This window comes from Acinetobacter sp. AOR18_HL (genome assembly GCF_027855145.1).
In the GTDB taxonomy this organism is placed as follows: domain Bacteria; phylum Pseudomonadota; class Gammaproteobacteria; order Pseudomonadales; family Moraxellaceae; genus Acinetobacter; species Acinetobacter pittii.
This window is the reverse complement of the sequence record NZ_JAKTIG010000082.1, coordinates 67,133-81,532: the sequence shown is the minus strand read 5'-3', so window position 1 is coordinate 81,532 and position 14,400 is coordinate 67,133. Positions and strand designations below refer to the sequence as shown.

Genomic DNA, 14,400 nt, shown 5'->3' with positions numbered 1-14,400 from the left:
TTGATTAATCGAAATAATTTTCATTGATTGATTGGTTTAAATTACTCGAAGTTTATTTGAGCGAAATTTAAGTCAGTAATTGATGAGCCAGAATTGGTACCTTGTCTTTAAATAAGGTACAAAATGATTTTAACTGAAGAGTTTGATCATGGCTCAGATTGAACGCTGGCGGCAGGCTTAACACATGCAAGTCGAGCGGAGAGAGGTAGCTTGCTACTGATCTTAGCGGCGGACGGGTGAGTAATGCTTAGGAATCTGCCTATTAGTGGGGGACAACATTTCGAAAGGAATGCTAATACCGCATACGTCCTACGGGAGAAAGCAGGGGATCTTCGGACCTTGCGCTAATAGATGAGCCTAAGTCGGATTAGCTAGTTGGTGGGGTAAAGGCCTACCAAGGCGACGATCTGTAGCGGGTCTGAGAGGATGATCCGCCACACTGGGACTGAGACACGGCCCAGACTCCTACGGGAGGCAGCAGTGGGGAATATTGGACAATGGGCGCAAGCCTGATCCAGCCATGCCGCGTGTGTGAAGAAGGCCTTATGGTTGTAAAGCACTTTAAGCGAGGAGGAGGCTACTTTAGTTAATACCTAGAGATAGTGGACGTTACTCGCAGAATAAGCACCGGCTAACTCTGTGCCAGCAGCCGCGGTAATACAGAGGGTGCAAGCGTTAATCGGATTTACTGGGCGTAAAGCGCGCGTAGGCGGCTAATTAAGTCAAATGTGAAATCCCCGAGCTTAACTTGGGAATTGCATTCGATACTGGTTAGCTAGAGTGTGGGAGAGGATGGTAGAATTCCAGGTGTAGCGGTGAAATGCGTAGAGATCTGGAGGAATACCGATGGCGAAGGCAGCCATCTGGCCTAACACTGACGCTGAGGTGCGAAAGCATGGGGAGCAAACAGGATTAGATACCCTGGTAGTCCATGCCGTAAACGATGTCTACTAGCCGTTGGGGCCTTTGAGGCTTTAGTGGCGCAGCTAACGCGATAAGTAGACCGCCTGGGGAGTACGGTCGCAAGACTAAAACTCAAATGAATTGACGGGGGCCCGCACAAGCGGTGGAGCATGTGGTTTAATTCGATGCAACGCGAAGAACCTTACCTGGCCTTGACATAGTAAGAACTTTCCAGAGATGGATTGGTGCCTTCGGGAACTTACATACAGGTGCTGCATGGCTGTCGTCAGCTCGTGTCGTGAGATGTTGGGTTAAGTCCCGCAACGAGCGCAACCCTTTTCCTTATTTGCCAGCGAGTAATGTCGGGAACTTTAAGGATACTGCCAGTGACAAACTGGAGGAAGGCGGGGACGACGTCAAGTCATCATGGCCCTTACGGCCAGGGCTACACACGTGCTACAATGGTCGGTACAAAGGGTTGCTACCTAGCGATAGGATGCTAATCTCAAAAAGCCGATCGTAGTCCGGATTGGAGTCTGCAACTCGACTCCATGAAGTCGGAATCGCTAGTAATCGCGGATCAGAATGCCGCGGTGAATACGTTCCCGGGCCTTGTACACACCGCCCGTCACACCATGGGAGTTTGTTGCACCAGAAGTAGCTAGCCTAACTGCAAAGAGGGCGGTTACCACGGTGTGGCCGATGACTGGGGTGAAGTCGTAACAAGGTAGCCGTAGGGGAACCTGCGGCTGGATCACCTCCTTAACGAAAGATTGACGATTGGTAAGAATCCACAACAAGTTGTTCTTCATAGATGTATCTGAGGGTCTGTAGCTCAGTTGGTTAGAGCACACGCTTGATAAGCGTGGGGTCACAAGTTCAAGTCTTGTCAGACCCACCATGACTTTGACTGGTTGAAGTTATAGATAAAAGATACATGACTGATGATGTAAGCTGGGGACTTAGCTTAGTTGGTAGAGCGCCTGCTTTGCACGCAGGAGGTCAGGAGTTCGACTCTCCTAGTCTCCACCAGAACTTAAGAGAAGTTCGGATTACAGAAATTAGTAAATAGAGATTTCGGTCTTGGTTTATTAACTTCTGTGATTTAAGTATCACGGTATTAAGCATGACCTGACGAAGGCGTGTTTATTCATTAACAGATTGGCAAAATTGAGTCTGAAATAAATTGTTCACTCAAGAGTTTAGATTAAGCAATTAATCTAGATGAATTGAGAACTAGCAAATTAACTGAATCAAGCGTTTTGGTATATGAATTTAGATTGAAGCTGTACAGTGTTTAAGTACACAGACAACAGATAGTAGCGATGAAGAATCGCACGGACAACACTCACTTGTAGGTGTTGACGACTGTTTGGGGTTGTATAGTCAAGTAATTAAGTGCATGTGGTGGATGCCTTGGCAGTCAGAGGCGATGAAAGACGTGATAGCCTGCGAAAAGCTCCGGGGAGGCGGCAAATATCCTTTGATCCGGAGATTTCTGAATGGGGGAACCCACCTACTTTAAGGTAGGTATTGCAACATGAATACATAGTGTTGCAAGGCGAACGAGGGGAAGTGAAACATCTCAGTACCCTTAGGAAAAGAAATCAATTGAGATTCCCTCAGTAGCGGCGAGCGAACGGGGATCAGCCCATTAAGTTATGTGTGTTTTAGTGGAACGCTCTGGGAAGTGCGAACGTAGAGGGTGATATTCCCGTACACGAAAGGGCACACATAATGATGACGAGTAGGGCGAGGCACGTGAAACCTTGTCTGAATATGGGGGGACCATCCTCCAAGGCTAAATACTCCTGACTGACCGATAGTGAACCAGTACCGTGAGGGAAAGGCGAAAAGAACCCCTGTGAGGGGAGTGAAATAGATCCTGAAACCGCATGCATACAAGCAGTGGGAGCACCTTCGTGGTGTGACTGCGTACCTTTTGTATAATGGGTCAGCGACTTATATTCAGTAGCGAGGTTAACCGTATAGGGGAGCCGTAGAGAAATCGAGTCTTAATAGGGCGTTTAGTTGCTGGGTATAGACCCGAAACCAGGCGATCTATCCATGAGCAGGTTGAAGGTTGGGTAACACTAACTGGAGGACCGAACCCACTGTCGTTGAAAAGCCAGGGGATGACTTGTGGATAGGGGTGAAAGGCTAATCAAGCCTGGTGATAGCTGGTTCTCCCCGAAAGCTATTTAGGTAGCGCCTCGGACGAATACCATAGGGGGTAGAGCACTGTTTCGGCTAGGGGGTCATCCCGACTTACCAAACCGATGCAAACTCCGAATACCTATGAGTACTATCCGGGAGACAGACTGCGGGTGCTAACGTCCGTAGTCAAGAGGAAAACAATCCAGACCGCCAGCTAAGGCCCCAAAATCATAGTTAAGTGGGAAACGATGTGGGAAGGCATAGACAGCTAGGAGGTTGGCTTAGAAGCAGCCACCCTTTAAAGAAAGCGTAATAGCTCACTAGTCGAGTCGGCCTGCGCGGAAGATGTAACGGGGCTAAAACTATGTGCCGAAGCTGCGGATTTGACATTAGTCAAGTGGTAGGGGAGCGTTCTGTAAGCCGATGAAGGTGTATTGAGAAGTATGCTGGAGGTATCAGAAGTGCGAATGCTGACGTGAGTAACGACAAAACGGGTGAAAAACCCGTTCGCCGAAAGACCAAGGGTTCCAGTCCAACGTTAATCGGGGCTGGGTGAGTCGACCCCTAAGGCGAGGCCGAAAGGCGTAGTCGATGGGAAATTGGTTAATATTCCAATACTTCTGTGTAATGCGATGAGAGGACGGAGAAGGTTAAGTCAGCCTGGCGTTGGTTGTCCAGGTGGAAGGATGTAGGTATGTATCTTAGGCAAATCCGGGGTACTCTATACTGAGATCCGATAGCAAGCTGTACTTGTACAGTGAAGTGGCTGATACCATGCTTCCAGGAAAAGTCTCTAAGCTTCAGTTACACAGGAATCGTACCCGAAACCGACACAGGTGGTCAGGTCGAGTAGACCAAGGCGCTTGAGAGAACTCTGCTGAAGGAACTAGGCAAAATGGTACCGTAACTTCGGGAGAAGGTACGCTGTTGTTGGTGATGGAACTTGCTTCCTGAGCTGACGACAGCCGCAGAAACCAGGCCGCTGCAACTGTTTATTAAAAACATAGCACTCTGCAAACACGAAAGTGGACGTATAGGGTGTGATGCCTGCCCGGTGCTGGAAGGTTAATTGATGGGGTTAGCGTAAGCGAAGCTCTTGATCGAAGCCCCAGTAAACGGCGGCCGTAACTATAACGGTCCTAAGGTAGCGAAATTCCTTGTCGGGTAAGTTCCGACCTGCACGAATGGCATAATGATGGCGGCGCTGTCTCCAGCAGAGGCTCAGTGAAATCGAAATCGCTGTGAAGATGCAGTGTACCCGCGGCTAGACGGAAAGACCCCGTGAACCTTTACTGCAGCTTGACACTGAACTTTGACCTTACTTGTGTAGGATAGGTGGGAGGCTTTGAAGTTGGAACGCTAGTTCCAATGGAGCCGTCCTTGAAATACCACCCTGGTAATGTTGAGGTTCTAACTCTGTCCCGTTATCCGGGACGAGGACCGTGTCTGGTGGGTAGTTTGACTGGGGCGGTCTCCTCCTAAAGAGTAACGGAGGAGTACGAAGGTGCGCTCAGCGTGGTCGGAAATCACGCGTAGAGTATAAAGGCAAAAGCGCGCTTAACTGCGAGACCCACAAGTCGAGCAGGTACGAAAGTAGGTCTTAGTGATCCGGTGGTTCTGTATGGAAGGGCCATCGCTCAACGGATAAAAGGTACTCTGGGGATAACAGGCTGATACCGCCCAAGAGTTCATATCGACGGCGGTGTTTGGCACCTCGATGTCGGCTCATCTCATCCTGGGGCTGAAGCAGGTCCCAAGGGTATGGCTGTTCGCCATTTAAAGAGGTACGCGAGCTGGGTTTAGAACGTCGTGAGACAGTTCGGTCCCTATCTACCGTGGGCGCTGGAAATTTGAGAGGATCTGCTCCTAGTACGAGAGGACCAGAGTGGACGAACCTCTGGTGTACCGGTTGTGACGCCAGTCGCATCGCCGGGTAGCTATGTTCGGAAGGGATAACCGCTGAAAGCATCTAAGCGGGAAGCCTACCTCAAGATAAGATTTCCCTAGGAATTTATTCCTCTAAAGAGCCGTTCGAGACTAGGACGTTGATAGGTTGGATGTGGAAGCATAGTGATATGTGAAGCTGACCAATACTAATTGCTCGTGAGGCTTGACTATACAACACCCAAGCAGTTGTATATGAAGCATCAATCGATTCATAAACATGCAAAGCAACTTGATTTAGTTATACTACTAGCTAAAATGAACAACGAAAAATCAGACCAATCAGCCCATCTGTAAAGATTTGGAAAACGCAACGTATCACACAGTGAATAAAACGAAGCAAGTATCCATACCAGTTGTGCTGGCGACCATAGCAAGAGTGAACCACCTGATCCCTTCCCGAACTCAGAAGTGAAACCTCTTAGCGCTGATGGTAGTGTGGGGTTACCCATGTGAGAGTAAGTCATCGCCAGCTCATTATTCTAAACACCCCCGTTCTAACGAATGGGGGTGTTTCTTTTATTGGGGAATTTAATTTTTAATAAAAGATAGGTCCAAAATTAGATTTGTATTCTTGCTGTATTCTATGAATATAATGACGAACTCTATTATTTTTGGGTACGTCCATGAAAATCAATTCTTTCTCTCCAATACCTGAAGATGATGAAGAGCTATCTTTGCCTACATTGATTTATTGGGCATCTCTAGGTGATATCGATCAAGTAAAAGAATTACTAATAGAGGGAGAGGATCCTAATCAGATAGATGATGAGGGATATAGTGCTCTACAAGCAGCTGCTGAAAATGATCATTTAGAGATAGTTCAACTCTTAATTGAAAAAGGTGCGCATGTCGCTTACAAAAGTGAATACACAGCATTAGAGCTTGCAGAAATGGCTGGTAATACTGATGTAGTGGAGTATTTAAAGAGTTTATAAAATTAAAGGCCTCTTTTGTTTAGAAAAGAGACCTTTTGTTCAATTAAGACAAATGATATTTCTGTAGTTTCTCAACAATGGATTGAAGACCTTTTACTTCAAACTCATTAGCTTCGAATTTTTCATCTTTATTACGTTTAAATATATCTCTTATCTCTATTACAGCATTCGGGTCAATAATACTTAAACTTGAGGTGACTTGACGTATTTGACTAATAGAACGAGAGCCATTTGTTGAACCATAGCCAATAAATGCAGCAGGTTTACCACCCCACTCCTTGCCGACATAATCAAGTGCATTTTTTAAAGCTGGGCTGTAACCATGGTTGTATTCTGGGCTAATAAAGATAAATGCGTCTGCTTGAGCAATTTTGTCTGCCCATTCTTGTTGTTTAGGTTGATCATAAATCCCGGTAGCAGGTGGGTGAGAGCCTGAAAATAACGGTAAATTCCACTCTTTTAAATCAATTACTTCTGTCTGAAAATCTTCTAGATTAAATGATGGAATTGTGGATTCTAGCCAATTGGCAACTTTAATTGCTGTACGTCCTTCACGAACACTTCCTACGATAATATAGACCAGCATGTATTTTTCCTAAGAATTTTTATCTTTATAACTTAATTCATTCTATAGGTAGGAGAGAATATAGAATTTGTAAGGATTCTTATGTCACTAATAAAAATTAAATCATAAAAAAGCCCTCATGTAGAGGGCTTTTTTATTTACATTAGCTTAATGCCTTGTTGGCCTTCAGGAGTAACCTTAAATATTTCTACTTCAAAGGTAATATTTTTCCCAGCTAATGGGTGATTAAAATCAATTTCTGTAATGTCATCATTAACTGATTTTACTACACCGAATAAGGTGGTTTTTGCCTTATCTTCAAACTCGATCATATGACCAGGAATAGGGCGTTGTTCAAACTTAACTGTATCGAAAGTTTGAACATTTTCTGGATTCCACGGACCAAAAGCCTCTTCTGGTGGAAGGTGTACTGTACGGCGGTCACCTGCACGTAAACCGAATAATGCTTTTTCGAAACCTGGTAAAAGGTTTCCGTCACCAATAGTCAGACTAACTGGCTCTTCACGGCTACGTGTATTGTCAATTTCTACACCATTTTCGATAGCTACAGAAAAGTGTAGGTCGACTTTAGAGCCTTCTTGGATACGAATTTCTTCGTTAGGTTGAATAATTTCGGTCATATTATGCATCCGAATTTTGGTTACGTTGCTTCTCAAGGAAGAATGTATCAATGAGTAGCAAAATCGTACCTAGAGTGATGGCACTGTCCGCAATATTAAAAGCTGGAAAGTGATGATTTTGGTAATAAACATGAATGAAATCGACCACATAACCTAGGGTAACACGGTCAATTAAATTGCCTAAAGCTCCACCTAAAATTAAAGCGATGGCTACAGGTAGCACCACCATTTTTTTAGGCATACGCATTAACCAAAATACAAAAAGTACTGAAACTAAGCCCGCCAAAGATGTGAAGAAATAGCGCTGCCATCCTCCTGCATCAGATAAAAAGCTAAAAGCTGCACCATAGTTATGTAATAGTGTCCAGTTTAAAAATGGAAGTACAGGTACAGGATCTGCATAGTTTAGATGTGTACTCGCAATCCATTTTGTCCATTGATCCAATACAATGGCAAGGACAGAAACTCCAAGCCAAATCAGATTATGTGGATAAAACTGGAATAAGCCTTTTTTAGCTTGTGAATTAGGCATATTTTCTCACTTCGCCACGACCAGTGACGTTCACAATACAACGACCACATAAACCAGGATGATCGGCATGTGTATTTACATCTGGAAGGACGTGCCAGCAACGTGCACATTTTTCACCTTCAGCTGCAGATATTTGTACACGTAAGCCTTCCATTTCAGTTGCTTCACCTTGCTCAGCAAATGGATGTACTACTACTTGCGAAGTAATAAGAACAAAACGGAGTTCATCAGCCAGTTGGTTTAAAACTGTTTGTAATGATTCACTTGCCCAAAGTTCAACTTTGGCTGAAAGATTACTGCCGACAAGTTTAGCGTTACGCGCTGCTTCAATCTGTTTATTTACTGCAGATTTTACGCTAATCAATGTTTGCCAATCTTCTTCAGAAAGCAAGTTTGCTTTTGATGAAACAGGTAAGTCATACCATTCTGAAGTAAATACATACTTTTCAGTTTGTTCTGGAATCAATGGCCAAGCTTCTTGAGCCGTAAAGCTTAAGATTGGGCTCATCCAACGGATAAATGCTTGGACAATATGATAAAGCGCTGTTTGAGCAGAACGACGTGCCTGAGAATCCGCTTTAGTGGTGTATTGACGGTCTTTGATAATATCTAGGTAGAAACCACCTAAGTCATTAATACAGAAGCTTGTTAACGCACTACACACCACATGGAAGTTCATTTCTTCATAGGCAGTGATAATGGTTTGTTGTACTTCATTCGCACGCTGTAAGATGTATTGATCTAGAGCGATAAGGTCATCTACGTCCAGAGCATCAGTACTTGGTTTGAAACCATTTAGGTTCGCAAGCAAGAAGCGTAGGGTATTACGAATACGGCGATAGCTATCACTTACACGGCTAAAGATTTCTTTCGATGCTGCGATTTCATAACGGTAGTCGCTAGACGCTACATATAGTCGTAAACCATCTGCACCAAGCTGTTTGATGATTTCTTCAAGCGGGATATAGTTGCCTAAAGATTTCGACAATTTACGACCGTTTTCGTCCACTGTAAAACCATGAGTTAACAAGGCTTTATATGGCGCACGATTGTGAATTGCCATAGATGTTAATAAAGAAGATTGGAACCAGCCACGGTGTTGGTCTGAACCCTCTAAATATAAGTCAGCAGGGCTTTCTAATTCATCACGTTGCTCAAGTACAGCGTAATGCGTTGTACCAGAGTCGAACCATACATCGAGTGTATCGCGAACAGCATTATATTGTTCAGCATCTTCACCGATGAAGTCTTTCGCTTCACGTTTGAACCATGCTTCGATACCTTCTTCTTCGATCAGTTGAGCAACTTCTTCGATGAGTTCAGGTGTGCGTGGGTGTAATTCGTTCGTGTCTTTATGAACGAAGAATGGAATTGGAACACCCCAAGTACGTTGACGTGAAATACACCAGTCCGGACGACCTTCGATCATTGATTCAATACGGTTTTTACCCCAGTTCGGTACAAACTCGATATCATTTTCAATGGCATTAAGCGCACCTTCACGTAAACCTTTTTGATCCATGCTAATGAACCATTGTGGTGTAGCACGGAAAATAATTGGAGTCTTATGGCGCCAGCAGTGTGGGTAACTGTGTTTAATTGGCTGATGAGCCCATAAACGGCCTACAGCACCCAAAGCTTCAATAATCTTTGGATTGGCTTTATAGATGTGCTCACCAGCATAGATTGGAGCAGTTGGAAGATAAACACCGTTACCGCCCACTGGATTGTCTACTTTAAGGTTGTATTGAAGACCTACTTTATAGTCGTCTGCACCATGGCCAGGTGCTGTATGTACGGCACCTGTACCGCTTGTTGCGATAACGTGTTCACCTAAAATAACCGGAACTTGACGATCAGTAAGTAAAGGGTGTTGCAGGGTAAGGTTTTCAAGAGCCGAACCAGTAAAATCAGCTAAAACAACTGGGTTTTCAAGCTTGTAACGCTCAATCGCTGAAGCAACTAAGTCTTTAGCAAGAATGAAGTTTTGCTTACCGCGCTCAGTTGTCACTTGCACCAATTGATATTCAATTTCGGCATGCAACGCAACGGCTTGGTTAGCTGGTAATGTCCATGGTGTAGTGGTCCAGATCACGATATCTGTCGGATCTTGAACTTCTACGTTTAAACGGACACTTAAATCTTTGAGATCGACAACGCCAAAACCAACGTCAATTGCGTCAGATTTTTTATCTTCGTATTCAACTTCTGCTTCAGCAAGAGCTGAACCACAGTCCATACACCAGTTCACTGGCTTTAAGCCTGGCTGGATATGGCCATTTTTCTGGATGAGACCTAGAGCACGAACAATATCGGCTTCTTGTTTGTAATTCATGGTGAGATAAGGATTATCCCAGTCACCTAAAATACCAAGACGTTTAAAGTCAGTACGCTGTAAATCAATTTGTTTTAGCGCGTATTCACGGCAAAGTTTGCGGAAAGTTGCTGCGTCAACTTTTTCGCCCACTTTACCTACTTTCTCTTCAACTTTTAGTTCGATTGGTAAGCCATGACAGTCCCAACCCGGAACATATGGTGCATCAAAACCTGAAAGCGTACGGCTTTTTACAATAACGTCTTTGAGTACTTTATTGACTGCGTGACCCAAGTGAATTGTACCGTTCGCATATGGAGGGCCATCATGCAAAATATATTTTTTCTTGCCAATACGCGATGCACGAATCTGCTGATAAATGTTGTCGGTATACCACTCTTCTAACCATTTCACTTCACGTACTGCCAAATTTGCTTTCATTGCAAATTGAGTATCCGGCAGGTTTAGCGTGGCTTTGTAGTCCACTGCATTCTCAGGAGTTTGCTTATCGCTCATGCAAGTTTTCTTCCAGTTTAATCAGCTTGGGAGCTGACATGTTTTACAATCAAAATTCGAATTAAAAAGGAAATTGTGTCGTGTCGTTACGGTATTGTCGTAACTGTTGCACGTCATTATCAATTCCAGCCTTAAGTGCTTCAAGCGAAGGGTAGTTCAATTCACCATGAAGATAGTGAAGAAAAGTCACCCGCATAAATAAGCCATACAGATTAGCAGAAACATCAGGGAAATGTACTTCTAATCTCCATTCTGGATGTTCTTGCTGAATGGCGGGACGTGTACCGACATGACCTGCGCCATAGAGGCTATTTTCATGATATCCGGCAATTCCCGGTTTTTCAGGTGTTTCTTGGCGCACTTTTTCAGTGAGAGAAGTCGTTTCGCAAATGACTTCAACGCCATAAATACCGTTTAAACAAGGTTTGTGGCGATTGAGACGAACATTAATGGTTGGAAAATCAAGAGTTCGTCCAATTTGGTTGCCATATTGGACACGTCCAGTAATACTGTATGGACGGCCTAATAATTTAGCTGCTAAAGCAAGATTACCCACTTGAAGTACTTGGCGAATACGGGTTGAACTTACGCGTTCACCTTCAAGTTCAATGGTATGTAAATTTGTTACTTGGAAGCCATAATCTTTTAAAAATTCACTGTTGCCTTGGCGGTCTTTACCGAAATGAAAGTCATCCCCCAAAACTAATGACTGCGCATTTAATTTATCTTTTAATAAGTCTGCGAAGGCAGATGCGCTCATGCTACGGAAATGCTCATCAAACTTAGCAACCGCAATATAGTCAACGCCAAGCTCAGCTAGATATTCAACTTTTTCTCGTAATGAGTTAATACGAGGAGGAGCATCGTAACCTTTAAAGAACTCAAGCGGCTGTGGCTCAAAAATCATGACCAGTGTTTTTAAGCCTTGTGCTGCAGCAATGTTTTTGAGTTGAGCAATCATCGCTTGGTGGCCTAAATGGACACCATCAAAATTACCAATAGTTACCGCTGTTGGAGGTAACTGAAAATTGGGCGATAACGCATTAAGACGAAGCAGTTTCATGAACTTAAAATATGGCTATTTTTGCAAGGGCTATATATTGCCATAATCTCACAGATTCGTCTTGTTGTTGTGTTTTTACTCAGTTATTTTTCAATATGAATATCTTTATATTTAAAATACTGATGAATTAAATAAAAATAAATCAATTTTTCTTATTAATAGTTTGCTCTACTATGTCTTTATCCACTCTTTGATTAGAGAACTAAGATGAAAAAACCCTTTTATCAATTAAATCAAAGCAAAGATGTTATACGACATTTTACTCCAAATTGGTTTACAGCGACTATGGGTACTGGCGTGGTGAGTATGATTTTAATCCAGCTACCATTTGCTCAATCATTTTTATTCACGCTAGCAACTTTGTTATGGCAATTTAATATTATTTTGTTCAGTGTTTTTTCAGTTCTTTATTTATTGCGGTGGTTTCTTTTCCCTCATGAAGCGAAGCAAATATTTAATCATCCAAATATGAGCTTGTTTTTAGGGGCTATCCCGATGGGGCTTGCAACGATATTAAACGGGTTTCTAAGTTTCGGTGTCGGGCTTTACGGTGAAGTTGCAATCCATATTGCTCAAGCTTTATGGTACATCGATGTCTTTTTAGCACTGGCCATTGCGTGGATCGTGCCATTTTGTATGTTTAGTCGTCAGAACCATCAGCTACAGACCATGACTGCAATCTGGCTTTTACCTGTGGTTGCCTGTGAAGTAGCAGCAAGTTCTGCCGGCATGTTAGTCGCGCATTTACCAGCAGATTTGCATAGCTTTCATTTATTAATGGCTGGCTATGTACTCTGGGGAATCTCTGTTTTACCAGCATTTGCTATTCTGACAATTTTAATGTTGCGTATGGCTTTGCATCAGTTACCTGAAAAAGAAGTCGCCATTTCTAGCTGGCTCTCTTTAGGCCCTATTGGTACAGGTGCATTAGGTTTATTGTTATTAGGGCAGCAGGCACAAAGAGTGGCGCCAAGCGTAGGATTTCACCAATTTGCGAATGTCTTTCAAGCTTTAGGAGTTGTAGGCAGTCTTGTACTTTTAGGCTTTGGGTTATGGTGGCTTGGTCTTGCGATTTTAACAACGCTCCGTCACGCAAAGACAGGTATTCCATTTAACTTGGGCTGGTGGGGCTTAACCTTTCCATTAGGTGTATTTATTCTCGCACTATTTAATTTAGGACATCAGGTTGAAATTGTATTCTTACAATACGTTGCTGTCGCATTGAGTATTCTGTTATTGACGATGTGGGGCGTTGTAATGAAGAAAACGCTAGCAGGCGCATATAGTGGTCAACTGTTTTTTTCTCCATGCTTAATCGCTTTACAACAAAAAGTGCAGTAATGATGAAAAGGTGCAAAAAGCTTTTGCACCTGATTTATACTTATTTTCTAACTTATTTAATTTTGATTTGAGCTTTTTGAATGAACACTGATATTGCTTTAATTATGGCGCTTCCTAATGAATCTAAGGGTTTATTTGAACAAGCAGGTGTTGAAGTCCATTACAGTGGTATTGGTAAGATTAATGCTGCCTTTAAAGCATTTGAAGTTATTCAAAAAACAGGCTGTAAAACTCTAATTAACTTAGGTACAGCGGGAAGCTCTGCATTTAATCGACATGATTTAGTCGAAGTAAAAACTTTTGTACAACGGGATATGGATGTTTCACCCCTAGGTTTTGAAGTAGGTGTAACGCCGTTAGATGATCATTTGGCGGCAGAGATTCATCTTCAACCACATTTTATTGATTTGCCAAAAGCAGTATGTGGAACAGGTGATTCATTTGAAACAGGTCAGCCAAAAGTAGCTTGTGATGTGGTTGATATGGAAGGCTATGCTTTAGCTAAAGTGTGCCATAAGTTAGGTGTACGATTAATTTCTGTGAAGTATATTACTGATGGGGCAGATGACACTGCACATTTGGATTGGGAAGAAAATTTATTGTTAGGCGCTCAGAAACTCCTAGCCCTTTATCAAAACCATTTCTAAAAAAAAGATCGGCAAATTTGCCGATCTTTTTTATTTTAGCGAGGTAATACGCCGTATAGCATCATATGTACCGTATGCTCAATCGAACGCTGGAACATACTGCGGTTACGAAGCGTTTTACCGGTCACCATTTCCATTTGAGTTGCAAAATCTGCATAGTTTTGCGTAAGGCCCCAAATATTGAGTATTAATAACTCAGGGTCGATATCTGGGGAAATCTTTCCTTCTTCTTGCCAAGTCTGAATGACTTTAGCTTTGCGTTTAAATAGCTTTTTCAAAGGCCCTTTCAGTATAGGCAAAATATGTGGAGCGCCTTGAATAATTTCTAGTGCAAACAATCTAGATGCTTTCGGTTGGCTACGAGACAGTTCGATTTTTTGAATTAAATAGTGAGATAAGGCTTCGGCTGGTTCTAATTCAGCTTCTAAAGTTTGTAAGGGGGCCAACCATTTTTGTAAAACGGTTGTGAGCACTTCTACATATAAAGACTCTTTATTTTCATAGTAATAGAAAATATTCGACTTATGCATGTCGGCGAGTTGGGCAATTTCATCCAGACTTGCTCCACTGAACCCATAGACTGAAAATACGTCAAGGGCCGCAGCAAGAAGCTGATTGCGCTTTTGGGTACTCTTTTTTTGTTCCATCTGCTGCATAATTAAAAAAATAGTATTCCCATTGTAAGGGAAATTGTTTGATTTGTGCACAGGTGTCTTGCTTTTTTAATCAAAAAACGGCTACTTATTTGTGTAATAGATATACTATTGTGCAAAAAATAGAGAGATTCACTAGTTTATTGTTATTCTTAAAAATATTTTTTTATTTTCGCCCTAAAAAAG

General features: G+C 42.8%; 9 protein-coding genes, 2 tRNA genes and 3 rRNA genes. 8 read left to right on the top strand and 6 right to left on the bottom strand.

The features are described 5' to 3' along the window. The first annotated feature begins 130 nt into the window (after positions 1-130). From MKL51_RS20130 to MKL51_RS20105, 6 genes are all read left to right on the top strand, one after another. Positions 131-1,668: ribosomal RNA gene (locus MKL51_RS20130) — 16S ribosomal RNA — on the top strand. Between the two features lie 59 nt (positions 1,669-1,727). Beyond that, a tRNA-Ile gene (locus MKL51_RS20125) sits at positions 1,728-1,804 on the top strand. A gap of 55 nt (positions 1,805-1,859) precedes the next feature. After that, positions 1,860-1,935: transfer RNA gene (locus MKL51_RS20120), tRNA-Ala, on the top strand. A gap of 352 nt (positions 1,936-2,287) precedes the next feature. Next, a 23S ribosomal RNA gene (locus MKL51_RS20115) occupies positions 2,288-5,178 on the top strand. 186 nt (positions 5,179-5,364) lie between these two features. Next, a 5S ribosomal RNA gene (gene rrf / locus MKL51_RS20110) occupies positions 5,365-5,479 on the top strand. The 16S, 23S and 5S rRNA genes sit together here with 2 tRNA genes alongside, the layout of an rRNA operon. 151 nt (positions 5,480-5,630) lie before the next feature. Further along, on the top strand, positions 5,631-5,942 hold the full coding sequence (locus MKL51_RS20105; RefSeq protein WP_017482372.1) for an ankyrin repeat domain-containing protein: 312 nt from the start codon (positions 5,631-5,633) through the stop codon (positions 5,940-5,942). Positions 5,943-5,985: 43 nt separating this feature from the next. Here MKL51_RS20105 and MKL51_RS20100 read toward each other — a convergent pair whose 3' ends face one another. The 5 genes from MKL51_RS20100 to ribF form a co-directional block, all read right to left on the bottom strand. Further along, positions 5,986-6,528: an NADPH-dependent FMN reductase gene (locus MKL51_RS20100; RefSeq protein WP_009387643.1), complete on the bottom strand. Its 543-nt coding sequence runs from the start codon at positions 6,526-6,528 to the stop codon at positions 5,986-5,988. A gap of 137 nt (positions 6,529-6,665) precedes the next feature. Beyond that, complete coding sequence (locus MKL51_RS20095; RefSeq protein ID WP_014208021.1) at positions 6,666-7,148, bottom strand: FKBP-type peptidyl-prolyl cis-trans isomerase; 483 nt, start codon at positions 7,146-7,148, stop codon at positions 6,666-6,668. A gap of 1 nt (position 7,149) precedes the next feature. After that, entirely contained in the window at positions 7,150-7,680 is a 531-nt protein-coding gene (gene lspA, locus MKL51_RS20090; protein ID WP_017482371.1) for a signal peptidase II, read from the bottom strand. Next, positions 7,673-10,510, bottom strand: a complete 2,838-nt coding sequence (ileS, locus tag MKL51_RS20085) for an isoleucine--tRNA ligase (RefSeq protein WP_005804839.1) — start codon at positions 10,508-10,510, stop codon at positions 7,673-7,675. The genes lspA and ileS overlap by 8 nt, the downstream gene beginning before the upstream one ends. A 61-nt stretch (positions 10,511-10,571) precedes the next feature. Beyond that, complete coding sequence (gene ribF / locus MKL51_RS20080) at positions 10,572-11,573, bottom strand: bifunctional riboflavin kinase/FAD synthetase (protein ID WP_017482370.1); 1,002 nt, start codon at positions 11,571-11,573, stop codon at positions 10,572-10,574. A gap of 207 nt (positions 11,574-11,780) precedes the next feature. Here ribF and MKL51_RS20075 point away from each other — a divergent pair, with 207 nt between their 5' ends. Next, positions 11,781-12,914 (top strand): TDT family transporter, encoded by a 1,134-nt coding sequence (locus MKL51_RS20075; protein WP_017482369.1) that lies wholly within the window; start codon positions 11,781-11,783, stop codon positions 12,912-12,914. Positions 12,915-12,994: 80 nt separating this feature from the next. Next, positions 12,995-13,561, top strand: a complete 567-nt coding sequence (locus tag MKL51_RS20070) for a 5'-methylthioadenosine/S-adenosylhomocysteine nucleosidase family protein (RefSeq protein WP_002120771.1) — start codon at positions 12,995-12,997, stop codon at positions 13,559-13,561. 35 nt (positions 13,562-13,596) lie between these two features. Here MKL51_RS20070 and MKL51_RS20065 read toward each other — a convergent pair whose 3' ends face one another. Beyond that, positions 13,597-14,217 (bottom strand): TetR/AcrR family transcriptional regulator, encoded by a 621-nt coding sequence (locus MKL51_RS20065; RefSeq protein ID WP_005071782.1) that lies wholly within the window; start codon positions 14,215-14,217, stop codon positions 13,597-13,599. Positions 14,218-14,400: the final 183 nt, after the last annotated feature.